The organism is Streptomyces sp. NRRL S-350 (genome assembly GCF_000719705.1).
Taxonomy (GTDB): Bacteria; Actinomycetota; Actinomycetes; order Streptomycetales; family Streptomycetaceae; genus Kitasatospora.
Genome location: NZ_JOHO01000002.1, coordinates 107,480 through 131,956 on the forward strand (window position 1 = coordinate 107,480; position 24,477 = coordinate 131,956).

Here is a 24,477-nt window from a genome sequence, read left to right on the forward strand (position 1 = left end):
GGCCGGGTCGGCCGACGCGCCGGCGTGGCCGGCCACGGACCGGCCCGCGTACCCGGCCTCGGGGCCGGCGACGAGCACCGGGCGGTCCGCGACGGTGGCGTTGCTGTCCATGGAAGCCTCCCGGGCGGAAGTCCTGCTCTCAGCGTCTCTCCGGGCCGCGCCCGCGTGAACCTTCATCCTCGGGGCCGGTTCGGAATCCCGCGCCCCGGCGGGTGTGGGCGCGTCCGGCCTGGGCAGACGCAGCCTGGATCCACCTGCCGCACGGTCGCCTGCGGGAGCGTGCGCCGCGCCGGCCGACCCGTCCGGCGGAACCGCCTGGCCGACCGCCGGGGGGTGAGGCCGTCCGTGTACAAGCGAACGGGCGGGGAGGAGAATCGGTCCCCCAGGGTGGGGGGAGAAGGAGGCAGTCATGAAAAGCCTCGTTCACCGCTACGCGGTGACGCTCCCCGGCCCGGTCGGCGGCCACGCGCCCCCGTCCGTCGTGGTCGTGCGCGAGACGCAGGCCGTGGGACCGGGCGGGGGTGTCGTCTGGGAGAGCGCGGACGGCGGACTCCGGGTCGAGATCACCGGCAACGTGGCCACGGTCATCTCGGCCCCCGGCCTCGGCACCATGCACCCGTGCCTGCTCGCCGTGCCACTGCCGTGACGGAACCCCGGCCGCCACGACGGACAAGGCGGTGACGGACAAGGCGGTGTCGGACAAGGCGGTGACGGACACCGTGCGGTCGTGACGACACCTGCTGCCGTGCCGGACACCGCTGCGGCCGTCGACGGGTTCCGCCGACGGCCGCAGCGGATGCCGTGACGGCCGCTACCCGGTGCTGGCCGCCAGGGCGTCGCGGACCGTGACCAGGCAGGGATCGCAGTACCGGTCCGGCCCCGCCGAGCCGGTACTGTCCCCCGCCGGGACGACCCGCTGGGACGGCTCCAGGAACCGCCCGCACAGCGAGGACGTCGCGTCGTCCTTCGCCACCACGTGCCACACCACCGCGGGCGGGGACACCGCCGGATCGTGCTCGGCCCACATCTCGTACACGGCGCTACCTCCGGATCGCTGGGGCTCGGTCAGTCCATGCAACCCCGCGGTCTCCCGAACGGCCACCGGGCCAGACCCGGTGGGATGGTCGTGGCCTCCGGTGCCGTCCGGAGAATCCGTGGCGGCGTCGCGAGCCTCGTCCAGTGCGCCTATCCGTGAGGCCCGAGCCGCAGCCGTACGGCCAGCTGAGGGCCGTGCTCCTCGCGGTGCACCTGGTGAGCGCGGCAGCGGCCGGAGAGCGCGCGCAGTACCCGTTCGACGTCCTCGGGCCTGCCCAGTACCTCCGCGCCGACGTCCGCGGCCAGTGCGACGGGCCGCCCCGGCGCGGCCTCGGAGTGGGCGTCGAAGGTCTGCGAGAGGCTCGCCGACGGGCCGGCACCGGCAGGCGGGCGCGCCGACGGCCCTCGCGACGGCCCTGGGGCGGTGGTGGGCGCGCCGCCGCTCCCGGGCCGTGGTTCGGCCACCACTCGGGTGCCTTCCGAGGTCAGCGTCGGCGGGTCCTCCCACACGTTGCCGATCCGGGTCCGGCCGCGCCCGGTGTGCGTCGGAAAGGCTGCTTCCAACGCGTCGAGCACCGCCTCCGCCGCCTCCTGCGGGTCGGCAGCGACCCGGACGAGCACATGGCCGGCCGCCAGGGGCATGCCCATCGGTCCCACCTCCTGTCGCCGACCGCCGACGGCGGCTCCCTTCCTCCGTTCTACGGCCGCGCCCTCCGGCCGCGCACCCCGGGCGGCGGAGGGGAGGACCCGGCCGTCGAGGGGCCCGCGCCCGGTCGGTGCGGCCGCCCGTCGGGTTCGGCCGTTGTTCAGCGGGGTGTGGCTCCGCCGACGATCTCTGCCAAGAGCCGGTTCGTACCGTCGGGGCCCACACCACTTCCGGGAGCGAACATGCACGACAACGAGGAATCCGGGCCCGACTGCGGTTGCCCGCGGACCGTCGGCCTCGACGGGGAGGGGCCGGCCGCGGCCGGTCGGCGCCGGTTCCTGCGCGGGGCCGGCCTGTTGGGCGTCGGAGTCGGGTCGGCGGGGCTCGGCCTGCTCGGTGCGGCGCCCGCGCAGGCGGCCGGCCCCGAGGCGGCCGGCGGGCCCGGCGCGGCCTCGCCGAAGGAGCGGAAGGACAAGGGGCGGGGGCGCTGGCAGCCCGACCCGGACGCCCGGCGGTTCACCGTCGTCGTCATGCCGGACACGCAGTACCTGTTCGACCAGGACCGGCTGCACCCGGCACCGCTGGAGGCGTCGGTCCGCTACGTGCTCGACGGCGGGGTCAACCGGGAGGACGGGACGGACGACAACATCGTCTTCCTGGCCCACCTCGGCGACGTCACCGAGAACGGGCTGCCCGTCGAGTACGCCGCCGCCACCAAGGTGTTCGGCCTCCTGGACGACGCGGGCGCCGCGTACGGCGTGCTCGCGGGCAACCACGACGTCCGCTCCTCGACCGACGACCGGCGCGGCAGCACCCCGTACCTGGAGACGTTCGGCCCGGCGCGCGCCGCCCGGACCGCCGGGTACCACAGCTCCAGCCCGGACGGCTACAACACCTGCCACGTCATCAGGGCCGGCGGGCGCGACTGGATGCTGCTCTCCCTGGACTGGCGGCTCTCCGACGCGGGCTTCGCCTGGGCCGACGCGGTGATCGCCGCCAATCCGAAGCTCCCGGTGATCCTCACCACCCACGAGCTGGCCTACGCCGACGCCGACGGCCGGGCCGAGCTGTCCGACTACGGCCGGCAGCTCTGGGACCGGCTGATCAGTGGAAACGACCAGATCTTCCTCACCGTCAACGGGCACTACTGGCCGCCCGGCCGGACGGTGCTGAAGAACAAGGCGGGCCACGACGTCCACGTCCACGTCGCCAACTACCAGGACCGCTACTACGGCGGTGCGGCGATGATCCGGGCGTACCGCTTCGACCTCGACCGCAACACGGTCGACGTGTCGACCTTCTCGCCGTGGATCCAGGAGATCGCGGCCGAGGAGCGCAACGCATTGGCGGCCCAGGAGGTCGAGCTGACCTCGGACGTGGACCGCTTCTCGCTCGCCGTCGACTTCGACCGGCGCTTCGCCGGCTTCGCGCCCGTGCCGCAGCGCCCGGCGCGCCGGGCGGACGACCTGCTGGTCCGCGACACGGTGGCGTACTGGCGTTTCGACGACGGCGGCGGCGACGGTTCGGCGGTCTCCCCGCAGCAGGTCGTCAAGGACCTGGCGGGCCGGGGCAACGACCTCCTCTGGCAGAGCGCCCCGGGCACGCCCGACAGCGCGCTCACCTGGTCGTCCGAGCACCACCCGGACCAACCGGGCCGCGGCAGCCTGCTGTTCAGGGGCACCCGGGGGCCGGTCCGCGGCGCGTTCCTGCAGACCGGGCCCACCGCGCCGCTGAACCGGGAGACCTTCGAGCGCGGGTTCACCGTCGAGGCCTTCTTCAAGCTGCCCGCCGACTGGGACTCCGCGCAGAGCCGCTGGTCCGCCCTGCTCAGCCGGTGGGGGACGAGCGGCGAGGCGGGCAAGGCCGGCCCGGGCGCGGACGCGGATGAGCCCGTCGTGACGCTCAGCGTCTCCGAGGCGCCCGCGCTCCAGTGGTGCGTCTACCCGCTCGGCCAGGGCGGCCCGTCGACCTGTTGGGGCCACCAGCTGCCCCTGGACCGGTGGTGGCACGTCGCGGTCGTCAACGACGGGAAGCTCAGCCGGATGTACGTGGAGGGCTGCGAGGTGGCGCGCAACCCGGCGACACCGGCCGTCGGGCTGACCACCCTGGGACGGCCGTGGATGCTGGGCGGCTACTCCTACGCGGGGGTGCTGGACAAGGTCTTCCACGGCTACATCGGCGACGTGCGGATCGTGAAGCGGCCGCTGCCGGTGGGCGAGTTCATGACCGCCTGAAGCACGGCGGCCTCAAGCACGGTCGTCTGAGGCGCGGCCGCCTCAAGCACGGTCGTCTGAGGCGCGGCCGTCCGAAGCCGTGGACACCGCCGGACCCGACCAGGGCCCGGCGGTGTCCACCCGCCCGAGGCGTCCGCCGGAGCGTCAGGCGCGGCGGCCGCGCCTGCGACGGGCGAGGAACACCGCGCCGGCGCCGACGGCGAGCAGGGCCGCGGCCGTGACCGCGATCGGCAGCGTGTCGGAGTTCGCGCCGGTCGCGGCCAGGGCCGGGCCGGTCGCGTTGCTGGTGGGCGCCGCAACGGCGGTGCCGGAGCTGCTGCCGGAACCAGAACCGGAACCGGAACCGGAGCCTGTGCCGGAGCCGGCGGTCGAGCCGCCCGGCGCCGGAGCGGAGGACCCGCCGGTGGGCTGACCGGTCGGGGTGGCTCCGTCTGCGGGCCGGCCGGTGGCCGGGTCGAGCAGGAGCGTGGCCGACTGCGGGTTCTTGAAGTCGAACATGCCCTCGATGGAGCCGGCGTGCTCGTCGAAGGAGGCGTCGCCGATCCGGCCGGTCTTCCAGTTGTCCTCGACGAAGCGCAGGATCGAGGTCTGGTCCGTCCGGGTGTGGTCGACGAAGTTGGTCCTGGCGTAGGGCGAGAGCACCATCAGCGGCAGGCGCGGGCCGTAGCCGCAGCGGTCGGCGTACCCGCCCGAGCCGCCGTCCTTGCCGCACTGCCCGGCTCCGCCGAGGCTGTCGTTGGCGGCGTCCCGGGAGCCGTTGACGGGTTCGGCGAACTTGTGGTCGTACCAGCCGTCCGAATCGTCGTAGGCGAGGACGACGGCGGTGGAGGCCCAGTCCTTGGACTTCTGCAGCTTGTTCAGGGTGTCCGCGACGAAGTGCTGCTCGTCCAGCGGGTCGGAGTAACCAGCGTGGCCGTCCTGGTAGTTGGCGGCCTTGAGGTAGCTGACCGCGGGCAGGTCGCCGTGCTGGAGCGCGGCGTCGAAGTCGGTCAGGTCGTACTGGTGGTTGGCTTGGCCGTCGTGGCCGATCTCGGCCACGTCCTTGGGCGCCAGGTGCTTGGGATTCGCCGTGGACTTGTAGTACTGGAACGGCTCGTGGTGCGGGTTGTAGTCGGTCTGCGACGCGCCGACGATGTTGTCGTGGGCCGACCCGCAGACGGCCTTGCCGTCCTTGCTGTCGGTCGGCTTGAAGCCGCCCTGGAACCAGCCCCAGCTGACGCCCTTGTCGTTCAGCAGGTCGCCGATGTTCCTGCCGGTCATCACCAGCTGGTTGTGCTGGGGGTTGGAGCACTCGTCGTAGCCCGGGTCCGGGTCGTTGATGACGGTGCCGACGCCGTCCGCGCCCGGGGAGGCCACCACGTAGGCGTCGGTGGTCTTCTGGCCGGTCTTCGGGTCGACCGGGTAGCCGCCGTGGGTCTGGCCGGAGACCAGGTTGAGCGCGCCCGGGGTGGAGGGGCCGAAGGTGGTGCCGAAGGAGTTGTCGCTCATCGCGAAGCGCTGGGCGTAGTTCCACAGGGCGGTGACGGTGTTGCCGTCGTAGTAGTCCATCACCAGGCCGGGCTGGGTGAACATCGGGGCCTTGCAGCTCTCGACGTCCGTGTGCTCGACGAACTTGTCCATCTTCCCGCCGTCGAAGGCGAGTTGCTCGTCCTTGTAGGTGTGGTCCTGGTCGCAGGTGACGGCCTGGGCCGGGCTCAGCCGCTTGGGGTTGGTCCCGTTCGGGTTGCGGTGGAGCAGGTCGTCGGAGAGGCCGTCCACCTTGGGCGTGTCGGGCTTGGCGGTGAACTTGACCTTGTCGTCGGCGGTGTTGGCCGCGTTCGGGTAGGTGCCGAAGTAGTGGTCGAAGGAGACGTTCTCCTGGAATATCACCACCAGGTGCTTGATCGGGGTGGCGGTCTGCGGGCCGTCGGCCGCGGAGGCCGGGGGCGCACCGCCGAGGGCGGCCAGCGAGGCCGCGCCGACCAGGCCGGCCCCGTAGCGGAGCCACCGGGAACGGAGGGGTGCTGCGTGCATGGGTGTACCTCGAACGTCGGGTTCTTCATTGTCATGATCTGAGGCCCCGCCGCGTGGATCCGGGGCGGCGGGGCGGCATGAAGCTAGACGTGCGAGGTGAACGTGATTTACATGAACATGTGAACCCAGGGTGAACCGGAGCGGTCCGGGGCGGAGCGTTCGGGCCTCGAACAAGTTCGGGTGCGTCGGGGCGGAGGTCCGGCGCACCGCCCGGCCTGCTCCGGCAGCGGCCCCGGCCCCGCCCGCGAGTCCGGCGGGCCGCGCGTGGGCGCGGCCCGCCGGGCGCCGGGTCAGTCGGGCGGCTCGGCCGGTGACGGCTCGGAGGCCGGTTCGGTGGCCTCGTACTCCGGGCCGTCCTGCGGGCCCTTGTCCTCTTCGGGTTCGGGTGGCGGCGCGCCCTCGCCGGTCATCCGGGACTCGGGGGTCTCGACGGGGGCCGGCGGGTCCTTGGGCACGGGCTCGTGTCGGTCGGTCATGGGGTTTCGCCTCCTCGGCCGGGCGGGGCGGGAGCACGGACGCCCGGTGGCCGCCGGGGTGCGGCCACCGGGCGTCCGGTCAGTCCTTGCCGACGTCCTTGATCTTCTCGCCGGCCTGCTTCAGGTCGCTCTTCGCCTGGTCGGCCTTGCCCTTGGCCTCGATCGTCCGGTCGCCGGTGGCCTTTCCGGCGGCTTCCTTGACCTTGCCGCCGGCCTTCTCGGCCATGTTGCGCATCTTGTCGTCGGTTCCCATGGCAGCCACTCCTCTCGCCGTCGGGGCGCGGGTTCGCCCCGGGCGGCGTCTGCCCGGGGCGCCCGGTTCCATGCCTCGCGGGCCGGGATCAGTTCGGCCGGTGCGGCGTGCGGGCCTCGGCGGCGGTCTTGAGGTCGTGCAGCCAGCCTTCGAGCCCCTGGCGCAGGATCGCGGTCGCGGCGGGCACGTTCGCGTCCACCTGGGGGCCGGTGTGGGTCTCCTCGGTGCGGACCAGCACGCCGCCGTCGACCTCGGTGAAGTTCCACACGTGGACGCCGTCGATGTGCAGCCCTTCGGCGACGGCCGGGCCGGTCCAGCGGATGCAGGAGCCGGGGCGCAGCTGGCGGACGGTCGAGGTGATGTCCAGGCTGGGGGCGGCGGTCGCGGGGTTGGGGGGCAGTGGCGTGGTCCAGTGGAACGCCGAGCCCTTGCGGAGCGGGCCGGGGTCGAGGCGCTCCGCGGTGGCCACGGGTGCCTGCCAGGACGGCCAGTGCGTCACGTCGGTCTGCAGCTTCCAGACGGTCCGCAGTGGCGCGTGGATGACGGCCTCCGTCCGGTAACGGACGCGGGCGTCGGGGTCGACGCCCGCCCCGCGGCAGGTGAGCGAGGTGCCGCGGTGAGCGGGTGCGGCCCCGGCGGCTCCGGCGGCCCCGGCAGGTGCGGCGGCGGCGCCCAGCAGGGCGAGGGCGAGCGGCGTGCTGAGCAGGGCGGCGCGGGCGCGGGCGCGGGTGCTGCGGCTGCGGGACATGGGGCTCCTCGTCGCGGGTCGGCCGTCGGTGACGGCTCGTTCGCCGTGAGATACATGCTCACGTGTTCGTTAGAAGTTCTAACGCCCCAACCTGCCGCGGTCAAGGGTTTTGGTGATAGCTTCTAACGAAAACGTGGGCACGTAACGGAACCCTGGGGGAGTCGTTCACCGCCCACCTGGAGGGCCATCGAGCTGTCCGGCTCGGCCTCGAGGAGCAGGGCGGGCCGGAAGCCGTGGCCCGACCACTGTCCGCCGGTTCGACCGCTGTCCGTCGGCGCTCAGCCCTGCCCGGGGTGCGGCCTCGGGGGCGGTGCCGGATCGGGGTCCGGGAACGGCTCGGGAGACGGGAAGGGCGGGATCGGCGGCGGAGCCGGGTCGGGCCCGCCGGGCCCTGGTGAGGGGTAGGGGTGGGGGATCGGCTGGGTGTCCGGATCCGGGGGCGTCGGGATGGTCATCGCGCACACTCCTCGTCGAGGTCGTCGCGCCGCGCGTGTACCCGGCGGCGGGGCCGCGAATCCCGGGCGAGCCGGGCGGCGCCCGCTACGAAGCCTCGCCCGGGTCGGGGAACGAGTGGTGCTCGTGCGTGACCAGCCAGCGCCCCTGCACCTTGCGCAGCCCGACGGTCAGCCGCAGCCGCTGTGCCGGACGGTCGGCGAAGTCCTGCGGGGTGCCGCAGCGCAGCAGGGCGTGCGCGAAGGCGACGTCACCGCCGGCCGTCACCGCCAGCTCCTCGATCTCGAACGCGGCGCCCTGGGCCTGCCATTCGAAGAACGGCGGCCAGGTCTGCCGGTACGCGTCGAGGCCGCGAACGCCCTCGTACGGCGGCGGCACGTCGAACATCACGATGTCCGCGGCGTGGTCGGCGACGACCCGGTCGAGGTCGCCCGCGTGGACCGCCGCCGCCCAGCTCCGGATCAGGTCGGCGACCTGATCCTCGTCGGTCTTGGCCATGGTCAGGATGGTAGGCGCGATCCCTCGCCCCGGCCGGTCGCGGAGTGACGCCCCGGCCGGTCGCCGAGCGGCGCCCCGGCCGGGTTGCCGCCGTCCGCCCGAGGTCGGCACGCGCGGAGATTTGGGGCGTGTACGGCCTGTCGCACTCCGTTTCGGACAAATGGGCACGGCCGCGGGGTGTTCATTGGTCCATCACTCCGGGTAGTTGATCGACTGCAAAGAGTGGATGGGGGTGGGATCAGGGAGTAGCGATGTCGGAACACGATCAGCTCGGCGTGCCCGCCGGCCCGGAAGGGCGTCCGGCGCGGCCCGAGCGGGTGCCGCCCCAGGCCCCGGCACCCGGACACCGTGCGGACGGCGACCGGCCGCGTCCCGGGGCCACCGACGTCGACGCTCCCTGGCCCGACCGCATGCTGCCGCTGCTGCGCACACCGGCGACCGACCGCCGGCTGGCGCCGGCCCCGGCCGGCGTGGAGCCGCCCGGAGCCGCCGAGCCGACCCGGGTCCTGGAGCTGGCGCTGCTGGTGGGCGAGCTGCTGCTGGCCAGCGGGGAGGCGGCGGAGGACGTGGAGGCCGCCATGCTCGCCGTCGCCAGGGCCTACCGCGTCCACCCGTGCGACCCGCAGGTGACCTTCACCCGGGTGGCGATCTCGTACCAGCCGGGCTCCTCCGAGCCGCCGCTGACGGCCGAGTGCTCGGTTCGCCGCCCGGCCGGCGACTACGCGCGGCTGGCCGCCGTGTTCCGGCTGGTCACCGAGATCACGACGGGCGGGATCGCCGTCCGCGACGCCCACGACCGCCTGATGGCCGTGCACCGGCGCGGCCGCCGCTACCCCGCCCGGGTGGTCCTGCTCTCCTGCGGCCTGCTGTCCGGGGCCGCGACGCTGCTGGTCGGCGGCCGCACCGACGCCCGGGCCTGGCTGGTGTTCGCCAGCGCCGTCGTCGCGGCCCTGGCGGGCGACCGGCTCTCGGCGCTGGTGGGGCGCCACGACTTCCCGGCCTTCTACCAGTTCGTGGTGGCCGCGGCCCCGGCCGCCGTGATCGGCATCCTGCTGTCGTTCAACGGACTGCACCTGCGCGGATCGGTGGTGATCACCGGCGGGCTGTTCGCGCTGTTTCCGGGCTGGCCCATGGTGGCGGCGGCCCAGGACGGCCTGGCGGGCTTCTACCTCACCGCCGCCGCGCGCCTGCTCGAAGCGCTGTACCTGATGACCGGCGTGGTGATCGGGGTGATGGCGGTGCTGTACGTCGGCGTCAACAACGGCGCGGACCTGGCGGCCCAGGTCGCCCCGGCGGGGGCCGTCAACCCGCCGTTGCAGCTCACCGCGGCGGTGCTGCTCACCCTGGGGTTCGCGGTGCTGCTGAACACCGAGCCGAGGACGCTGCCCGCCGTCATGGTGAACAGCGCGGCCGGGTGGGCGACGTACGGGGTGCTGACCAACGCCGGTGCCGAGTCGATCCTGGCCACCGGTCTCGCCGCCGGACTGGTCGGCCTGTCCGGCCAGCTCATGGCGCGCTGCTGGGGGAGTTCCGCGCTGCCGCACGTCACGGCGGCGCTGGGACCGCTGCTGCCCGGCTCGATGCTGTACTTCGGGATGCTCGCCTTCGTCCGGGGCCAACCCGAGATCGGGCTGAGCGGCATCGGACGGGCCGGCGCGATGGCGATGGCCCTGGCCATCGGTGTGAACCTGGGCCGGGAGCTGTCCCGGCTCTTCCTCCCGGCGCCGCGTACCGTCCCGGCGGCCCGTCGACCGGGCGGCCGCCACCGTCGGTGACGGACGGGAGTTCGAACCGATGGCGGCCGAGCGGTTTGCGCGGCCGCCATCGCGGTAGACGCGGAGGCAGGACGGGGCCGCGAAGGACGGCCCCTCCGCCCCCGGGAGCGACCTCCTCGGTCCACCGCAGGTGAACCGCCGGGGCCGCCCGTCGGCATCCGCCCCCATCGGCTCTCAAACCAGGGAGACTCCCGTGATCGTCCTCGGTGTCATCCTGCTCATCATCGGTTTCGTCACCGGCCTCTCGATCCTCTGGACCATCGGGATCGTGCTGCTCGTCATCGGCCTGGTCCTGTGGGTCGCCGGAGCCCTCGGACACGCCATCGGCGGACGCCGCCACTACTACTGAACCGCCTGACCGCTCCGCATCCGCGCAGCTCGCGCACCCGCCGCCGGCCCTCCCGGCGGCCCGGGCACGGCAGGTTCCCGTACCGACGGGGGCGGAGGACGAGGACGCGACCTCGGACGCCTGAACCCGACCCGGACACCCGAGCCCGGGCCCGCACCCCGGGCCCGGGCTCGCCGGCGCGCAACGCTCGGTGGGCTCGACTCGGGAGCAGCAACGCTCGGCGGCCCCGACTCGACGGGCTCAACGCAGGAGCGCGGCGAGCAGCTCGGCGATGGTCGGCCCGGCGTCGGCCGGGTGCCGGAGCTGCTTGCCGGCGATCACGCTGTAGTGGTTGGCGCGGCCCTGCCGCTCGTGCGTCAGGTAACCCTCGGCTTCGAGGTCGGCGATGATGCGCTGGACGGCCCGTTCGGTGAGCAGGCAGCGCGCCGCGATGTCGCGGACCCGGATGCCGGGATCCCGAGCGATCTGGACGAGCACGCGGGCGTGGTTCGTCAGGAAGGTCCACTGCCGCGTCGTCGCCGGGGGGTTCTCCACGCGCCAAGGATAGGCGTGCCGGACCGTGGCTCGGAACCGCGGGACGGCCCGTCCCGGAGGTCCGGGCGGTCGGCACGCCGAGGTCAGGGGCACTCCTCGTGGAGCCCGCACAGCCAGGCGAGTGCCTGGTGCGCGCCGAGGGCGTAGCTGTGGTCGGCGCCCTGGTCCAGTGCCCGGCGCAGGCCCACGGCGGCGGCCTGGCACTCGGCCAGCAGCTGCGCACGGCAGGGCCCGTTCGCGCCGACCGCGGCGACGGCGGTGACGGGCGCGGCGATCTGGGCGCCGGCGGCCCAGCGGTAGGCCCCGAGCACACCGTGCTCGAAGCCGGTCCAGGGGCGGGGCCGCCGGTTGGCCGTGTCGATCGCGGCGAACACCTCGTCCAGCGGGCGCACTCCCACGGCCGGGATCGTCTCGTCACTGGTCATGTCGGAAACCTACGTCCGCCCGATGCGGCCCGCCCGCGGGCGGAGGTCGACCGGGTGGCGCCGCCCCGGTCCACCCGGCCGCGGCCGGGGGCCCCGGTGAGGGCCCGTCGGGGGAGCGGGCCCCGGCCCGGTAGTCTGAGTGGATCGTGCCCGGTCGGTGAGGTGGCCGGGCCGGATGAACGGTGCGGGCCGCTCGCCCGCTTGGTGGAGATCCTTGATGACTCGTCGTTTTGACTGCTCGGACGCGTCCGAGCGTGCAGCGGGCCTGCGTGAGGCCGTGGCGGCGGTGCGCCGCGGTGAACTCGTCGTACTGCCCACGGACACGGTGTACGGGGTGGGCGCGGACGCCTTCTCGTCGGAGGCGGTCGCCCGCCTGCTGGCGGCCAAGGGCCGGGGGCGGAACATGCCCTCGCCGGTGCTGGTCGGCTCCCCGGCGGCACTGGACGGCCTGGTCGAGGTGACGGACCGGGCGCGCGAGCTGGTCGCCGCGTTCTGGCCGGGCGGGCTGACCGTGGTCGCCCGGCACCTGGCGTCGGTCGAGCTGGACCTCGGCGAGACCAACGGGACGGTCGCGGTCCGGATGCCCGCCCACCCGGTCGCCATCGAACTGCTGGACGCCACCGGGCCCTTGGCGGTGTCCAGTGCCAACCTGACCGGACACGACTCCCCGCAGGACTGCGACGCCGCCCAGGGCATGCTGGGCGATTCGGTGGCCGTCTACCTGGACGGGGGTGCGACCGCTGCCGCCGTGCCGTCCTCGATCGTGGACATCACCGGCGAGGTGCCCGTCCTGCTGCGGGCGGGCGCGATCGGCGTCGATCGTCTGCGCGAGGTCGTCCCCGACCTGCGGGAGCGCTGAGCCGCCAGGCCGACGCCACCCGGACCGGCGCCCCTGCGACCGGCGCCGCCCGGACCGGGAGCGCCGGTCGGAGGGCCCGCACCGCGTGGCACCCCGGCGCGCCGGAGCCGCGCGGCTAGGGTCGGCGATGGCGCGCGGGGGCGGGCCCTCCGCGGGCAGGGGGCGGGGCCGCCACCGAGGGGGGCATCGTCGGCTCCGCTGCGGAGGTTCCATGAGCGCTACGTCCACCACGTCGCGTCGCACCCAGGCCCGCGTCCATCAGGGCAGCACGCTGCTTCGCTGGCTGTTCACCACGGACCACAAGGTCATCGGGAACCTCTACCTGGCGACCGCGTTCGGCTTCTTCCTGGCCGGCGGCGTCATGGCGCTGCTGATGCGCGCCCAGCTGATGGGGCCCGACACCGGGATCCTGTCGAACGAGCGCTACAACCAGATGTTCACCATGCACGGCACGATCATGCTGCTGCTGTTCGCGACCCCGACCTTCGCCGGGTTCGCCAACGCGATCATGCCGCTGCAGATCGGCTCCCCCGACGTGGCCTTCCCCCGGCTGAACGCCTTCACCTACTGGGCCTTCCTGCTCGGCGGCCTGATGGTCCTGAGCGGCTTCCTCACCTCCCAGGGGGCGCCCGCCTTCGGCTGGTTCGCGTACGCGCCGCTGAACGGGCCGGTGTTCTCGCCGGGGTCGGGCGGGGACCTGTGGGCCCTCGGCCTGGTCGTGGCCGGCCTCGGCACCATCCTGGGGTCGGTCAACTTCATCACCACCATCACCTGCCTGCGGGCCCCCGGCATGACCCTCTTCCGGATGCCGATCTTCACCTGGAACGTGCTGTTCACCTCGATCATGGTGCTGCTGGCCTTCCCGGTGCTGACGGCCGCGCTGCTCTGCCTGGAGGCGGACCGGAAGTTCGGCGCGCACGCCTTCGACGCGGCGAACGGCGGGGCGCTCCTGTGGCAGCACCTCTTCTGGTTCTTCGGCCACCCGGAGGTCTACATCGTGGCGCTGCCGTTCTTCGGCATCGTCAGCGAGATCATCCCGGTGTTCAGCCGCAAACCGCTGTTCGGCTACTACGGCATGATCGGCGCGACCATCACGATCACCGCCCTGTCCATGTCGGTGTGGGCGCACCACATGTTCGTCACCGGCCAGGTGCTGCTGCCGTTCTTCTCGATGATGTCGTTCCTCATCGCCGTGCCCACCGGGGTGAAGTTCTTCAACTGGATCGGGACGATGTGGAACGGGTCGCTGTCCTTCGAGACCCCGATGCTCTGGTCGATCGGCTTCCTGGTGACCTTCCTGTTCGGCGGCCTGAGCGGGGTGCTGCTGGCCGCACCGCCGATCGACTTCCACGTGACCGACAGCTACTTCGTGGTGGCCCACCTCCACTACGTCCTGTTCGGGACGGTCGTGTTCGCCACCTTCGCGGGCTTCTACTTCTGGTGGCCGAAGCTGACCGGGAAGCTTCTCGACGAGCGGCTGGGGAAGGTGCACTTCTGGATCCTGTTCGTGGGGTTCCAGGCCACCTTCCTGGTGATGCACTGGCTGGGCGCCCAGGGGATGCCGCGCCGCTACGCGACGTACCTGGCGGTGGACGACTTCACGGCGCTGAACGTGTGCGCCTCGGTCGGCGCGTTCCTGCTGGGCGTCTCCAACCTGCCGTTCTTCTACAACGTCTGGGCCACCACCCGGTACGGCACCCGGGTCGAGGAGGACGACCCGTGGGGCTGGGGCCGGTCGCTGGAGTGGGCGACCTCCAGCCCGCCGCCGCACCACAACTTCCACGCCCTGCCCAGGATCCGCTCCGAGTCGCCGGCGTTCGACCTGCACCATCCGGAGGTGCCGGCGGAGGCGTCGTCGAGCGGCGCCTCCGCCGCCCCCTCCGGCCGTTCCGGCGAGCGGGGGAGCGGGCGATGAAGGCGGAGGGCTGGCTGTTCGGCGTCATGGCGGTGTTCTTCGCGGTGACCGGGCTGGTCTACGGGCTCTGGGCGCAGGAGCCCGCCGGCAAGGCGATCCTGACGGTGGCGTTCCTGATGTCGGGCCTGATCGCGCTGTTCTGGTTCGTCCAGCACCAGCGGCGGGGCGGCGGACGGCCGCAGGACCGCAAGGACGCGGAGATCGCCGAGGGCCTGGGCCCGGTGGGGTTCTTCCCGGCCCGCAGCGGCTACCCGGTGCTGACGGCGGCCGGTCTGACGGTCTTCGCGCTCGGCCTGGTCTTCGCCCGGTGGCTGATCGTCACGGGTGCCCTGGTGCTCGCGTTCGCGGTGAGCGGTTTCATCTTCCAGTACCGCGACCACGGCGACGGGTGAGGCCGAGCAGTGCCCGGCGGAGCCGGCGGACCGGGCCGGCCGTCGCGGGCCCGGCCTGCCGGTCCGCCGCGCTGCCGGGGTGCGCCGGGCTGGTCAGGACGCCCGCGAGGTACTCCGACTCCGCTTCGGTGGAGGGGAGTTCGACTCCGTCGCGGTGGAACCAGGCGCTGGCCGCGGCGCGGGCGCGCTCGCGCCGCGGCGCCCCGTCGGCGGCCGGGAGCGGTTCGGGCGCGGTCCGCGCCAGCAGGACGAACCGCTCGTCCTCGGACACGGGCCGGCGGTGGCCGGTGAAGCCGCCGTCGTGGCCCTGGTCGATCCGCCCGGTCTCGTCGCCCTTCAGCAGCCGCTCGCGGTCCCTCGCCTGCAGGGCCAGGCAGAGCCGCCGGGTGAGCAGGAACGACAGGGGCGGCAGCACGATCAGCGCCGCCCGCAGCACGACGGTGAGCGCGTCGACGGAGACGCCGAAGACGTATGCGATCACGTCGTTGCCGCCGGCGACCAGCAGCACCGCGTAGGCGGTGATCCCGGCGACGCCCAGCCCGGTGCGGGTCGGCTTGTTGCGAGGCCGGTCGCACAGGTGCTGCTCGCCGGTGTCGGGGTCGAGCCACCGTTCGACGAAGGGGTAGGCGTACAGCGCGGCGAACAGCAGGCCGGGCACCACCAGGGCGGGGAGGAGGACGTTCCAGGACACCGTGTGCCCGAACAGGTCGGTCTCCGCGGCGGGCATCAGCCGCAGGGCGCCCTCGATGAAGCCGATGTACCAGTCCGGCTGGGCCCCGGCCGCCGCCACGTCGGGCCGGTAGGAGGAGTAGCGCCAGATCGGGTTGATCTCCGCGAGGAACGCCGACAGCGCCATGACGCCGGCCACCGTGAAGGTCAGCCCCACCGTGCGGGTGAGGAACTGCGGGAAGAAGGGCATCCCGACGACGTTCCGGTTGGTGCGGCCCGGGGCGGCCCACTGGGTGTGCTTCAGCACCACCACGAGCGTCAGGTGGGCTCCGACCAGGGCCAGCAGCAGGCCGGGCACGAGGAGGATGTGCAGGGTGAACAGCCGGGGGATGACGTCGTGGCCGGGGAACTCGCCGCCGAAGGCGAAGAACGTGAGGTAGGTGCCGACCAGCGGCACGGAGAGCAGCACGCCCTCGGCGATCCTCAGGCCGGTGCCGGAGAGGGTGTCGTCGGGCAGCGAGTAGCCGGAGAACCCTTCGAGCAGCGCGAGGTTGAACAGGGTCACCCCGATGACCCAGTTGAGCTCCCGGGGGCGTCGGAAGGCTCCGGTGAAGAACACCCGCAGCAGGTGCACGCAGATCGCCGAGGCGAACAACAGGGCCGACCAGTGGTGGATCTGACGGATCATCAGTCCGCCGCGCACTTCGAAGCTGATGCGCAGCGTCGAGGCGTACGCCTCGGACACCCGCACGCCGCGCAGCGGCAGGTAGGCGCCGTCGTAGACGACCTCGCTCATGCTCGGGTCGAAGAAGAACGTCAGGTACACGCCGGTCAGCAGCAGGATGACGAAGGCGTACAGGGCCAGCTCGCCCAGCAGGAACGACCAGTGGTCCGGGAACACCTTGCGCAGCAGTTCCCGGGCCGCCTCGGTCACCGGCAGCCGCCCGTCCAGGCTGGTCACGACGCGTTCGCCGGCGGGCGGCTGGTGCCCGTCCGAAGCTCTGGTTACCTCCACGCAGGCAACCTAGTGGGAGTCGCCGCGACCGGCGCGGCCGAGCACTGCGGTTCCCGTGGCGTACGGCGGCAGAACACTCCAACGGCGGAACGGGTGGGTCCGCCGGCGGCCGGTCAGCCGTCCGAGAGCAGCCAGGCGAGGGTGGTCTCGACATCGAGGTGATCGGCCTCCGATCCGGCGGGCACCAGCGAGAAGGAGTCCGACAGGAAGGCCTCGACGTCGTCCGCGGGGGCGCTGAGGACGGCCTCGCCGGTCGGCCCCCGCAGGGTGATGAGCACGGCGCCCTCCGGCCCGGGGCTCACCCGGACGTCGCCGCTGCCGGCGGGGGCGCGCCGGCCCTCGTTCAGCAACTCGCGGCTGAAGTACCAGCAGACCTGGGCGTCGGCGGTCAGGCAGTCGCACGGCGTGAGGGGGAAGGCCAGGCACGCCGCGTACGGCAGGTCCGGGTCGAACCGCAGCTCCGCGACGACCGGGACGTGGGGCAGCGGGCTCTCGGGGAAGGTGACGGGCATCGGGTGGGCGGGCATCTGCATCGGGTGACCCTCCTGCGGTCATGGCGCGCCGGCCCCGGCCGGGCCGACGCCCCTGTCCGGCGCCTACCCGGTACCCCCTCGGGCAGTCCGTGGTCGCAGAACCTCCACAATTCCCTTGCGTGCCGCGGTCGTTCACCCGGGGGTGGGGCCCGGGTGCGGCGGCTGCCACACGTGGTGCGCCGGGGCCCGTCGGCGCCGCCCCGAAGCTCAGGCGAGGGCGGCCGCCGGTCGGGCCATCCACTCCTGCCAGGAGACGTCGTGGCCGATGAGGCAGGGCCGGCGGAAGGGCCACGCGTCGGCGATCCACGCGGGGACGAGGGCGTCGAGGGCCTGCTCCAGCCCGGTGCCGACCCGGTCGTCCACCACCCACCAGGAGATCTCGGCGTCCGAACCGGCCTTCTGCGGCGGGTCGATGTAGACGCACCCGAGCAGCGCCGTCTCCGCCTCGTCGAACAACGCGTAGTTGAACGTCTCGTGGGCGGCGATCTCCCGCTCGTGCCGGACCAGGTCGTCGTGGTCCTGCTGGTAGGTCATGGTGGCGACGGGCCACCCCCAGGCCTCCCCGTAGATCGCCCACAGCCGGTCCCGGGAGCCCATCACCGCGGGGTAGTCGAGCTCGGTGTCGGCCCCGGAGATCGGGCGCAGGTGGTAGCCGCCACCGGGCAGCGGGACGTGGACGGGGTGGACGAAATCCGCAGGCAACCAAGTCATGGGCCGGAGGCTAGCCGAGAAGGGCTTCGACCTGCCCGGAATATGGCCCGGAGGCCGAGGGCTCCAGTGGCCGGAGATGACGCCGGCCCGGTCGGCGGGGCATCATCACGGGATGGCGATGATCAGGACCGGGTGGGGGCGCCTCGGGATCCCGGCGGTGGCGGCCCTGGCCGTGCTGGCGGCGGGGTGCGGTACGAAGCGGGCGGACGAAGCCGGCGGTGCCGCCGCGCCGTCGCCCTCCGTGACGGTGCGGGGCGCGCCGACGGACTTCCCGTGCCCCGGCGAGACCCCGACCAGGGCGCCGACCCCGAGCGCGAGCGCCGGGGCCCCGTCCGGTCCGCCCCCCGACCACTACGCCGAGAACCACGGCTTCAAGGTGCCCCTCCCGTTGCACGGGCAGCCGCGCTGCGACGGCCTGGACGCCGCCGGGCGGATCAAGGGCGCACTCGAACCCCTCCGCACCCGGGGCGACTTCACCCCGGAGAGCACCCGCGGCCTGCTCACCGGCCTCGGCTACCCGGCCGACAAGGTCAAGGCCTCGGAGAACGGCCCGGCCGGCGTCAGCTTCCTGGTCGACGCCTCCGGGCTGTGCCTGGAAGGCCGGATGAGCAGCGCCGGCACCACGGTGGAGGCCTTCGCGGGGTACCCGGACGGCACCGGCTGCGAAGCGCCTCGCGGCGGCCACTGACGCAGGACCGCCCGGGCCGCCGCGCGGCTCGGGCGAAGGCGCGGCGGCGCTGCTCGCCGGCCGCACTCAACCGCCTTGGTGCTCCTGCCCGTTGTGGAAGCCGGTCTCGGCCGGCAACGGCGGCTGCGGGGCTCCCGCCTCCACCTCCGCCGGATCGGTGCCGCTCTGCTCGATGCGGTGCAGCAGCCGGGCGACGGTGTCGGTGCGTTCGCGCAGCGTCGCGACCCGGGCGGCCCGGTCCGGTTCGGCGCCGGGCTCGGCCGGCCGGACGGGGATGCCTCGTTTGCGGGCGGTCGCGACCAGGCTCTCGCCGGCCTCGGCGGTGACGACGAGCGTCGCGGCGGCGAACGCGCCCGCTTCCAGGACCCGCGGCCGGCCGAGCAGCCCTCGGTGGACGATCCGCGCAGGGACGGTCAGTTCGTCCAGGCGCTGGTCGACCGAGCCGCGTTCGAGTGCCGCGAGCACGACGGTGGCCAGCACCTCACCGGCCTTGGTGACGACCCACTTGCGGCCGGGCACCGGCGGCAGCAGCTCGCGGACCCGGTCCACCTCCTGCTCCAGGGCAGTGGTCGTCAGCACCTCGAAGGCGTTGCGGGTGCGGATCTCGACGACCTTGTCCCACGCGACCACCTCCCCGTCGAAGCCGACCTCCGCCGGCCCCAGGTGGACGGCGCCGAGGCCGTCGAGGAGCCCGAGGAGCTTGTGCACTACGGCCGGGGTCCGCGGATGACGGCCGATCAGGGTGCCCACCGACAGCTTCCACGGCTCGGTCGCGGGCACGGGCGGTGGCGCCACGGAGCCGAGCGCCGTCAGCGCCCACCGCCCGCCCGCCGCGGCCCGCCCGCCCCGCAGCACGGCCTGCCGCCCGGCCTCGCCCAACCCGGCCGCGGCCCCGATCAGCCGCCCCAGACCACCCGCCCGTTCGCCCCCGCGCACCCACCCGCTCCTCTCGCCGCACCCCGGAACTGCCGAGGTCCGCCATGGTACGGGCAGTTCCCGACCGCCTTCGCCGGCCGGTCGGATCCGGGCTCCCCGGGACCGCCGGGAGCGACGGGTGACAGGTGTCATACAGTTCCGGACACAAAGATCACTGACGCCGAGTCGGGTCCGTACGACAGGCTCGACGCACCGGATGGTCAGACACGAAGGACTGGGGGGACGGGACATGAAGGTCTTGGTGGCGGGGGCGGGACTCGGCGGGCTCTGCCTGGCGCACGGACTGCTGCAGGCGGGGGTGGACGTGCGGGTCCACGAGCGGGAGGACGGCCCGCACAGCCGCTACCAGGGCTTCCGGATCGCCCTGAACGCGCACGGCCTCGCCGCGCTGCACGCCTGCCTGCCGGAGCGGCTGCACGCGCTGCTGGCCGCCGTCTCCGGGCCGATGGCGGGCGAGCGGCGGGCCGTGGACGAGCAGCTGCGGGAGATCCGCAGCCTGGGCACCGCGGACGAGGGCACCGCCGCCGACCGGTACGTGCTGCGCCAACTGCTGCTGGCCGGGCTCGACGACCGCGTCGAGTTCGGCAAGCCCGTCGTCGGGTACACCGAGCGGGCGGACGGCACGGTCGAGGCGCACTTCGGCGACGGCGGCAGCGCGGTCGGCGACCTGCTCGTGGGCGCGGACGGCGTCGGCTCGGCCGTGCGCCGCCGGCTGCTGCCCGACGCCGAAGTGGTCACCCTCCCCGGCAACGCAGTCCTCGGCCGCACCCCGCTCACCGAGCGGTTCGCCGCCCTCGTCCCGGGCTTCGGCACCGTCGTGCACGGCCCCGGCGCCAGCCTGCTGCTCGGCCGGATGGACTTCCGCCGGCCGCCGCGGCTCGCAGCGGCCGAGCTGGCACCCGACGTCCGACTGCCCGACACCGACAGCTACCTGCGCTGGGTGGTCATGCCGTCCGACTCGCTGCCCGCCGGCCCGAGGCCCTGGGAGGCCGTCCGCGCCGACCTGCTCACCCTGCTCGACGGCTGGCACCCGGACCTGGTCGACCTGGTCCGCGGGGCCGACGTCGTCAACAGCTCGCCGCTGACCGTCCGCTACGCCAAGCCCGTCCCGCACTGGGGCGGCACCCGCCGGGTCACCCTGCTCGGCGACGCCATCCACACGATGCCGCCGAGCGGCGGCCAGGGCGCCAACACGGCCCTGCGCGACGCCGCGCTGCTCACCCGCTCGCTCGCCGCCGTCCAGCGGGGCGAGACCGAACTCCCGGCCGCCGTCGAGTCCTACGAACAGCGGATGCTGGCGTACGGCTTCGCCGCCGTCGCCGAGAGCCTGGACCGCCTGCCGGAGTTCACGCCGACGCGCTGAGCCGCGCTGCGGGCGGCGTGCGCCGGGCTGCTCGGACGGACCCGAGCGCGGACCTGAGCGGCGGAGGTGAGCGGCGGAGTGAGCGGCGGACGTGACCCGAACGGCCCGGCGGGCTTGCGTCCCGCAGCCGACTCCTCCGGGCCTGCGGACCGGCGGTCGATCCGGAGTGTTGCTATGACTGTTCCGAGCCATTCCGTCCGGTTCCCATCCCCGAGGAGGCATCCTCATGGGTGCTGCAACAACCGACACCGACGTGGGGCGCGCGCGCCGGACCAGCGCCGGCCTCGGCGCGACGACGCGTGAGCTGCTCGTGGCGGCGGCCGTCCGGGAGGCGGCCCGGTGAGCGCCTTCCCGACCGGAATCGAGCGCGGTTTCGAGGCTGCCCGGCGGATCGCCGACGCGGTGCTGCTGGAGGGCTACGTGCTCTACCCGTATCGCGCCTCGGCGCCCAGGAACCGGCTGCGCTGGCAGTTCGGCGTCCTGGTGCCGCCCGAGTACACCGCCCAGGGCGGCGAGCACTCGCACCAGCGCACCGACTGCGTCATGGAGGCGCGCGACGGGGACCGGCTGGCCGTCGAGCTGCGCTTCCTGCGCGTCCAGCGGCGCACCGTCGAACGGGTCACGGAAACCGGCGGGTTCGAGCCGGTGGAGCAGCTGGAACTCGCCGACCAGGTGCTCGTCGAATGGGACGAGGGCGTCGTCGAACACATCGAACTCCTGGTGCCGGTCGAAGAGTTGATCGGCGAGGGAGTGCAGCGGGGATTCCGGCTGCCGGGCGTCGGCGAGACCGAGCTGCTCCGCGAGGACGGCGCCGCCGTCGGACGGGTCGTACGGCGCCGCGAACAGGTCGACGGCCTGGTGCGGCTGACCGTCGAGGAACTGCCGGGCCCGTACCGGGCGCAGCGGCTGACGGCGGTGGTGGAGAACGCCTCCGACTGGGAGCCGCCCCGGCGGGCGAGCCGGGAGGAGGCGCTGCCGCGCTCCCTCGTCTGCGCCCACCTGCTGCTGGGGCTGGAGCACGGCCGGTTCGTGTCGGCCACCGATCCGCCCGGGTGGGCCCGGCCGGCCGTCGACCGCTGCCGCAACCGGCACACCTGGCCCGTACTGGCCGGGCCGGACGGCGACTGCCGGGTGGTGCTGTCCTCGCCGATCATCCTGGAGGACCACCCGAAGGCGCCCCCGGCGAGCCTCGGTACCCCGTACGGCGCCACCGAGATCGACGAGATCCTGGCACCGCGGACAGCCGCCCTCACCGAGCAGGAGAAACCGGAGGAGGCCCGCGGCGCCGACGAGCGCGCCGCGGCCGTGGCCGACCTGGCGGAGTCCGTGCCGCCCGAGCTGCCGGAACGCCTGCACGGCGCCGTCCGCGGGCTGCGCGACGCCACCGGCGGCACGGCCGGCGGGGAGCGGCCCCGGTGGGATCCGGACGGCGACCCGGAGGCCGACCCGGAGGCCGACCCCGAGCGGGACCGGGTGCTGGTCGACGGCCGGTCCGTCGGCGCGGGCAGCCGGGTCCGGCTGCGGCCCGGACACCGGCACACCGGCGCCCATGACCTCTTCCTGGACGGGCGGGCCGCCGTCGTGGAGGCCGTTCTGCACGACGTCGACGGCTCGGTGCGGCTGGCCGTCACGGTGGAGGACGACCCCGGCACCGACCTGTGGCGGGCCCAGGGGCGCTTCCGCTACTTCCAGCCCGACGAGGTCACCCCGCTGGACGGCGCGGAGCCGGGGGAAGGGCCGCGGTGAGCGAGCGGAGCGAGGTGGGCGGATGAGTGCGACGGTTCCGGGCGCACCGGCGTTCTGCGGACCGGCCCTCGCCGGGCTCGGCGACTCCGCCGTCCTGGAGCAACGGTTGCCGCGGATCCGCTGAGGCGCGTGACCACGGCCGCCCCGGGGGCTGCTCCCCGGGCGGTGTCATGCGGGGCGTGATGCGGGGTGTCGTGCGCGGCGCGGCTGGGACGGGTGGGACGCCCGGCCTCAGCGGCGGCCGAACAGCCTGCCGAGCCAGCCGCCGCCCGCCTGCGGCCGGGGGCAGGCACACCGGTCGGCCTTGCGCACCCCCGCCAGGACCTGCTCCACGTGCATCCCGCATCCGGCGTAGCCCGGCTTTCCGCAGCTCCGGCAGTCGACTCGTCGGCACATGGCGCTCTCCTTCTCTCGGTCCTCCTGGGGAGGGATCGCCTCGTACTATACCCCCCGGGGTAATTTCCCGACCCGGCCGCCCCCGCCGAATCCGGATACGCTGAGCGAGGAGGCTCCGGGCCCGTCGGGCGCCGGGGAGGCGAACCGGCGCGGCATGGTGCGGAGGTGCGTGGTGCCGGAGGGAAACAGGCCACAGCGGCGGCGCGATGTCCGGCGAGCCGGAACGCGCGCACCGCTCGGCGCACCGCCATCGCACGGCGGCTGACGGGACACCGCGACCGTGCGCACCGCCGAGGTCGACGTGGTCGTGACCGTGCCCAACCACGGCATCGGCCTGTGGATGCTCGGCGCGTTCGTGCTCACCTTCGTGGGCACCCGCGTGATCACCCGGCTGATCCGGGCCGGCCGCGGGCCCTTCCGCGATGTCGCGGTCGGTGGCACCCACGTGCACCACCAGGTGTACGGCATCCTCGCGATGCTGGTCGCCGGCGCGATGGAGTTCGCCTACCGCCCGGACGCACCGGGGGCGCAGATCCTGGCCGCCCTGTTCGGTGCCGGCGCCGCGCTCACCCTCGACGAGTACGCACTGTGGCTGCACCTGGAGGACGTCTACTGGACGCGCGAGGGCCGCAAGTCCGTCGACGCGGCCTTCCTCGCGGTGGCCGTCGGCCTGCTGCTGGTCGCCGGGTTCAACCCGTTCTCCGACGCCGGGCAGGGCACGGCCGCCCACCTGGCCTTCGCCGCGGTGCTGCTGGTCGACCTGGTGTTCTCGGTCGGGGCGATCCTCAAGGGCAAGACCGCGCTCGGGGTGATCGGGCTGCTGGTGCCGCTGGTCGCCCTGATCGCCTCCCTGCGCCTGGCCAGACCCGACTCGCCGTGGGCCCGCTGGCGCTACCGGCCGGGCTCGCACAGGGCCGAGCGCGCGCTGCGCCGGTACCCGCCCGGCCGGCGGACCCGGATGGACGCCCTGAAGGACTTCGTGGGGGGCGTCCCCCGGCAGTGAGGTCTCCGAATCCGGTCCCCCCGGTGGGGGCGGTGGCGGTGGCCGCTGGGCAGTGCGGGCGGCGCGGCGCCAAGGCTCCCGCCGCCGGGAGCCGCCGGGAGCCGCCGGGGGCCGTCGGCCCGGCGCGGATGCGCGTTGCGCCGTCGGAGTGCAGGGTGGACGGGTAGCGCCCGGCCGCCGGTGGACACCCCGGGGGAGCCGACGACGATCGAAGGAGGCCGCCATGCCGACCACGAAGTTCCTCGGCCGGGCCCTGGCCCTGACCGCCCTCGCCGCACTGCCGGCTGCCGCGTTCACGCTGCCGTCCCCGGCGTCCGCCACCGTGGCCTCCGCCCCGCAGACGGCGGCCGTCGCCGCGCCCGTCTCCTTCGTGGACCTGCCCAGCAGCCCGCTGCCGTCCGACCACCAGGCCCACCGCATCACCGTCACCTACCGCAACGGCACGGGCGCGGACGAGACCGTCGCGCCGCAGATCCTCGTGGAGTCACCGGACAACGGGCCCTTCCTCGCCCCGGGGGACGTGAAGCTCGAGGCGCTGACCGGCGGCCACTGGAAGACGGTGCCGCTGGCCAGCCAGACCGGCACGCTGTACACCGGCCTCGCCTCGGCGAAACTGGTCCTCCACAGTCACCACACCCTCACCCAGCAGTACCGGCTCACCGTGGTGAAGGCGGCCCCGGGGACGGTCCAGCCCCGAGTGGCCCTGTACGGCTGACCCCCGCCCGGCCCCGGCCCCGGCTTCCGCGGTGGCTCCCGCCTCCGCTCCGGCACCGGCTCCGGCCTGACGCTCGTGGTTCCGCCCGCCGCACCCG

26 protein-coding genes are annotated in these 24,477 nt (G+C 74.1%); 12 read left to right on the forward strand and 14 right to left on the reverse strand.

Features of this window, described 5'->3' with window-relative positions; genetic code table 11:
* Positions 1-409: 409 nt before the first annotated feature.
* Positions 410-646 carry a DUF6296 family protein gene (locus tag IF30_RS0101965; protein ID WP_030230981.1) on the forward strand — a complete coding sequence of 79 codons (237 nt, stop codon included), beginning with the start codon at positions 410-412 and terminating at the stop codon, positions 644-646.
* Between the two features lie 165 nt (positions 647-811).
* Here IF30_RS0101965 and IF30_RS46275 read toward each other — a convergent pair whose 3' ends face one another.
* Entirely contained in the window at positions 812-1,036 is a 225-nt protein-coding gene (locus IF30_RS46275) for a hypothetical protein (RefSeq protein ID WP_030230984.1), read from the reverse strand.
* Between the two features lie 149 nt (positions 1,037-1,185).
* Positions 1,186-1,683, reverse strand: coding sequence for a hypothetical protein (locus IF30_RS0101975; RefSeq protein ID WP_030230987.1), 498 nt, complete (start codon positions 1,681-1,683; stop codon positions 1,186-1,188).
* Positions 1,684-1,923: 240 nt separating this feature from the next.
* Here IF30_RS0101975 and IF30_RS0101980 point away from each other — a divergent pair, with 240 nt between their 5' ends.
* Positions 1,924-3,915, forward strand: a complete 1,992-nt coding sequence (locus IF30_RS0101980) for a LamG-like jellyroll fold domain-containing protein (RefSeq protein WP_030230989.1) — start codon at positions 1,924-1,926, stop codon at positions 3,913-3,915.
* Between the two features lie 144 nt (positions 3,916-4,059).
* Here IF30_RS0101980 and IF30_RS0101985 read toward each other — a convergent pair whose 3' ends face one another.
* The 5 genes from IF30_RS0101985 to IF30_RS0102005 all read right to left on the reverse strand — a co-directional run bounded on the left by IF30_RS0101985 (position 4,060) and on the right by IF30_RS0102005 (position 8,356).
* Positions 4,060-5,928, reverse strand: coding sequence for a phospholipase C (locus tag IF30_RS0101985; RefSeq protein WP_037898685.1), 1,869 nt, complete (start codon positions 5,926-5,928; stop codon positions 4,060-4,062).
* A gap of 290 nt (positions 5,929-6,218) precedes the next feature.
* Positions 6,219-6,404: a hypothetical protein gene (locus tag IF30_RS0101990; RefSeq protein WP_030230991.1), complete on the reverse strand. Its 186-nt coding sequence runs from the start codon at positions 6,402-6,404 to the stop codon at positions 6,219-6,221.
* Between the two features lie 79 nt (positions 6,405-6,483).
* Positions 6,484-6,657, reverse strand: coding sequence for a CsbD family protein (locus IF30_RS40855; RefSeq protein ID WP_037898688.1), 174 nt, complete (start codon positions 6,655-6,657; stop codon positions 6,484-6,486).
* Positions 6,658-6,745: 88 nt separating this feature from the next.
* Positions 6,746-7,405 (reverse strand): SRPBCC family protein, encoded by a 660-nt coding sequence (locus IF30_RS0102000; protein ID WP_030230992.1) that lies wholly within the window; start codon positions 7,403-7,405, stop codon positions 6,746-6,748.
* Positions 7,406-7,945: 540 nt separating this feature from the next.
* Positions 7,946-8,356, reverse strand: a complete 411-nt coding sequence (locus tag IF30_RS0102005; RefSeq protein WP_030230993.1) for a nuclear transport factor 2 family protein — start codon at positions 8,354-8,356, stop codon at positions 7,946-7,948.
* 251 nt (positions 8,357-8,607) lie between these two features.
* On the opposite strand from IF30_RS0102005, the gene IF30_RS0102010 reads away from it, so the two are divergent.
* Both IF30_RS0102010 and IF30_RS48525 read left to right on the forward strand, forming a co-directional pair.
* Positions 8,608-10,131 carry a threonine/serine ThrE exporter family protein gene (locus IF30_RS0102010; protein ID WP_051709028.1) on the forward strand — a complete coding sequence of 508 codons (1,524 nt, stop codon included), beginning with the start codon at positions 8,608-8,610 and terminating at the stop codon, positions 10,129-10,131.
* 193 nt (positions 10,132-10,324) lie between these two features.
* Positions 10,325-10,480, forward strand: a complete 156-nt coding sequence (locus IF30_RS48525) for a DUF6131 family protein (RefSeq protein ID WP_199807798.1) — start codon at positions 10,325-10,327, stop codon at positions 10,478-10,480.
* Between the two features lie 240 nt (positions 10,481-10,720).
* Here the strand turns inward: IF30_RS48525 and IF30_RS0102020 are convergent, their stop codons facing one another.
* Both IF30_RS0102020 and IF30_RS0102025 read right to left on the reverse strand, forming a co-directional pair.
* Entirely contained in the window at positions 10,721-11,014 is a 294-nt protein-coding gene (locus IF30_RS0102020) for a helix-turn-helix transcriptional regulator (RefSeq protein ID WP_030230999.1), read from the reverse strand.
* 83 nt (positions 11,015-11,097) lie between these two features.
* Positions 11,098-11,439 (reverse strand): hypothetical protein, encoded by a 342-nt coding sequence (locus IF30_RS0102025; RefSeq protein ID WP_030231001.1) that lies wholly within the window; start codon positions 11,437-11,439, stop codon positions 11,098-11,100.
* 217 nt (positions 11,440-11,656) lie between these two features.
* Here IF30_RS0102025 and IF30_RS0102030 point away from each other — a divergent pair, with 217 nt between their 5' ends.
* From IF30_RS0102030 to IF30_RS0102040, 3 genes are all read left to right on the forward strand, one after another.
* Entirely contained in the window at positions 11,657-12,298 is a 642-nt protein-coding gene (locus IF30_RS0102030; protein ID WP_030231004.1) for an L-threonylcarbamoyladenylate synthase, read from the forward strand.
* 211 nt (positions 12,299-12,509) lie between these two features.
* On the forward strand, positions 12,510-14,213 hold the full coding sequence (gene ctaD / locus IF30_RS0102035; protein WP_078891065.1) for a cytochrome c oxidase subunit I: 1,704 nt from the start codon (positions 12,510-12,512) through the stop codon (positions 14,211-14,213).
* Positions 14,210-14,605, forward strand: coding sequence for a cytochrome c oxidase subunit 4 (locus tag IF30_RS0102040; protein ID WP_030231010.1), 396 nt, complete (start codon positions 14,210-14,212; stop codon positions 14,603-14,605). The genes ctaD and IF30_RS0102040 overlap by 4 nt, the downstream gene beginning before the upstream one ends.
* Here the strand turns inward: IF30_RS0102040 and IF30_RS0102045 are convergent.
* The 3 genes from IF30_RS0102045 to IF30_RS0102055 form a co-directional block, all read right to left on the reverse strand.
* Positions 14,571-16,289 carry a cytochrome b gene (locus IF30_RS0102045; protein WP_420791113.1) on the reverse strand — a complete coding sequence of 573 codons (1,719 nt, stop codon included), beginning with the start codon at positions 16,287-16,289 and terminating at the stop codon, positions 14,571-14,573. The two genes, IF30_RS0102040 and IF30_RS0102045, sit on opposite strands and share 35 nt — an antisense overlap.
* A 113-nt stretch (positions 16,290-16,402) precedes the next feature.
* On the reverse strand, positions 16,403-16,822 hold the full coding sequence (locus IF30_RS0102050) for an SsgA family sporulation/cell division regulator (protein WP_051709029.1): 420 nt from the start codon (positions 16,820-16,822) through the stop codon (positions 16,403-16,405).
* A gap of 207 nt (positions 16,823-17,029) precedes the next feature.
* Positions 17,030-17,533 carry a GNAT family N-acetyltransferase gene (locus IF30_RS0102055; RefSeq protein WP_030231019.1) on the reverse strand — a complete coding sequence of 168 codons (504 nt, stop codon included), beginning with the start codon at positions 17,531-17,533 and terminating at the stop codon, positions 17,030-17,032.
* A 112-nt stretch (positions 17,534-17,645) separates the two neighbouring features.
* Between IF30_RS0102055 and IF30_RS0102060 the strand changes: the two genes are divergently transcribed.
* Positions 17,646-18,221 carry a hypothetical protein gene (locus IF30_RS0102060; RefSeq protein WP_234322548.1) on the forward strand — a complete coding sequence of 192 codons (576 nt, stop codon included), beginning with the start codon at positions 17,646-17,648 and terminating at the stop codon, positions 18,219-18,221.
* Positions 18,222-18,287: 66 nt separating this feature from the next.
* On the opposite strand, the gene IF30_RS0102065 is transcribed toward IF30_RS0102060, so the two are convergent.
* Positions 18,288-19,157: a hypothetical protein gene (locus IF30_RS0102065; RefSeq protein ID WP_030231024.1), complete on the reverse strand. Its 870-nt coding sequence runs from the start codon at positions 19,155-19,157 to the stop codon at positions 18,288-18,290.
* Positions 19,158-19,386: 229 nt separating this feature from the next.
* Here IF30_RS0102065 and IF30_RS0102070 point away from each other — a divergent pair, with 229 nt between their 5' ends.
* A complete protein-coding gene (locus IF30_RS0102070; RefSeq protein WP_030231027.1) occupies positions 19,387-20,520 on the forward strand; it encodes an FAD-dependent oxidoreductase in 1,134 nt (377 codons plus the stop codon).
* 339 nt (positions 20,521-20,859) lie between these two features.
* Positions 20,860-22,266 (forward strand): hypothetical protein, encoded by a 1,407-nt coding sequence (locus tag IF30_RS0102080; RefSeq protein WP_051709030.1) that lies wholly within the window; start codon positions 20,860-20,862, stop codon positions 22,264-22,266.
* A 231-nt stretch (positions 22,267-22,497) separates the two neighbouring features.
* Here IF30_RS0102080 and IF30_RS48530 read toward each other — a convergent pair whose 3' ends face one another.
* Complete coding sequence (locus tag IF30_RS48530; protein WP_199807799.1) at positions 22,498-22,662, reverse strand: hypothetical protein; 165 nt, start codon at positions 22,660-22,662, stop codon at positions 22,498-22,500.
* 280 nt (positions 22,663-22,942) lie between these two features.
* On the opposite strand from IF30_RS48530, the gene IF30_RS0102090 reads away from it, so the two are divergent.
* Together IF30_RS0102090 and IF30_RS40860 are read left to right on the forward strand one after the other, a co-directional pair.
* Positions 22,943-23,665: a hypothetical protein gene (locus IF30_RS0102090; protein ID WP_234322549.1), complete on the forward strand. Its 723-nt coding sequence runs from the start codon at positions 22,943-22,945 to the stop codon at positions 23,663-23,665.
* A gap of 223 nt (positions 23,666-23,888) precedes the next feature.
* Positions 23,889-24,380: a hypothetical protein gene (locus IF30_RS40860; RefSeq protein ID WP_030231035.1), complete on the forward strand. Its 492-nt coding sequence runs from the start codon at positions 23,889-23,891 to the stop codon at positions 24,378-24,380.
* Positions 24,381-24,477 lie beyond the last annotated feature (97 nt).

What these genes read in the sequence shown, in the direction of transcription:
- IF30_RS0101965 (WP_030230981.1), top strand. Translation starts at nt 410, where the DNA reads ATGAAAAGCCTCGTTCACCGCTACGCGGTGACGCTCCCCGGCCCGGTC.
- IF30_RS0101975 (WP_030230987.1), bottom strand. Translation starts at nt 1,683, where the DNA reads ATGGGCATGCCCCTGGCGGCCGGCCATGTGCTCGTCCGGGTCGCTGCC.
- IF30_RS0101980 (WP_030230989.1), top strand. Translation starts at nt 1,924, where the DNA reads ATGCACGACAACGAGGAATCCGGGCCCGACTGCGGTTGCCCGCGGACC.
- IF30_RS0101985 (WP_037898685.1), bottom strand. Translation starts at nt 5,928, where the DNA reads ATGCACGCAGCACCCCTCCGTTCCCGGTGGCTCCGCTACGGGGCCGGC.
- IF30_RS0101990 (WP_030230991.1), bottom strand. Translation starts at nt 6,404, where the DNA reads ATGACCGACCGACACGAGCCCGTGCCCAAGGACCCGCCGGCCCCCGTC.
- IF30_RS40855 (WP_037898688.1), bottom strand. Translation starts at nt 6,657, where the DNA reads ATGGGAACCGACGACAAGATGCGCAACATGGCCGAGAAGGCCGGCGGC.
- IF30_RS0102000 (WP_030230992.1), bottom strand. Translation starts at nt 7,405, where the DNA reads ATGTCCCGCAGCCGCAGCACCCGCGCCCGCGCCCGCGCCGCCCTGCTC.
- IF30_RS0102005 (WP_030230993.1), bottom strand. Translation starts at nt 8,356, where the DNA reads ATGGCCAAGACCGACGAGGATCAGGTCGCCGACCTGATCCGGAGCTGG.
- IF30_RS0102010 (WP_051709028.1), top strand. Translation starts at nt 8,608, where the DNA reads ATGTCGGAACACGATCAGCTCGGCGTGCCCGCCGGCCCGGAAGGGCGT.
- IF30_RS0102025 (WP_030231001.1), bottom strand. Translation starts at nt 11,439, where the DNA reads ATGACCAGTGACGAGACGATCCCGGCCGTGGGAGTGCGCCCGCTGGAC.
- IF30_RS0102030 (WP_030231004.1), top strand. Translation starts at nt 11,657, where the DNA reads ATGACTCGTCGTTTTGACTGCTCGGACGCGTCCGAGCGTGCAGCGGGC.
- ctaD (WP_078891065.1), top strand. Translation starts at nt 12,510, where the DNA reads ATGAGCGCTACGTCCACCACGTCGCGTCGCACCCAGGCCCGCGTCCAT.
- IF30_RS0102040 (WP_030231010.1), top strand. Translation starts at nt 14,210, where the DNA reads ATGAAGGCGGAGGGCTGGCTGTTCGGCGTCATGGCGGTGTTCTTCGCG.
- IF30_RS0102050 (WP_051709029.1), bottom strand. Translation starts at nt 16,822, where the DNA reads ATGCAGATGCCCGCCCACCCGATGCCCGTCACCTTCCCCGAGAGCCCG.
- IF30_RS0102055 (WP_030231019.1), bottom strand. Translation starts at nt 17,533, where the DNA reads ATGACTTGGTTGCCTGCGGATTTCGTCCACCCCGTCCACGTCCCGCTG.
- IF30_RS0102060 (WP_234322548.1), top strand. Translation starts at nt 17,646, where the DNA reads ATGGCGATGATCAGGACCGGGTGGGGGCGCCTCGGGATCCCGGCGGTG.
- IF30_RS0102070 (WP_030231027.1), top strand. Translation starts at nt 19,387, where the DNA reads ATGAAGGTCTTGGTGGCGGGGGCGGGACTCGGCGGGCTCTGCCTGGCG.
- IF30_RS48530 (WP_199807799.1), bottom strand. Translation starts at nt 22,662, where the DNA reads ATGTGCCGACGAGTCGACTGCCGGAGCTGCGGAAAGCCGGGCTACGCC.
- IF30_RS40860 (WP_030231035.1), top strand. Translation starts at nt 23,889, where the DNA reads ATGCCGACCACGAAGTTCCTCGGCCGGGCCCTGGCCCTGACCGCCCTC.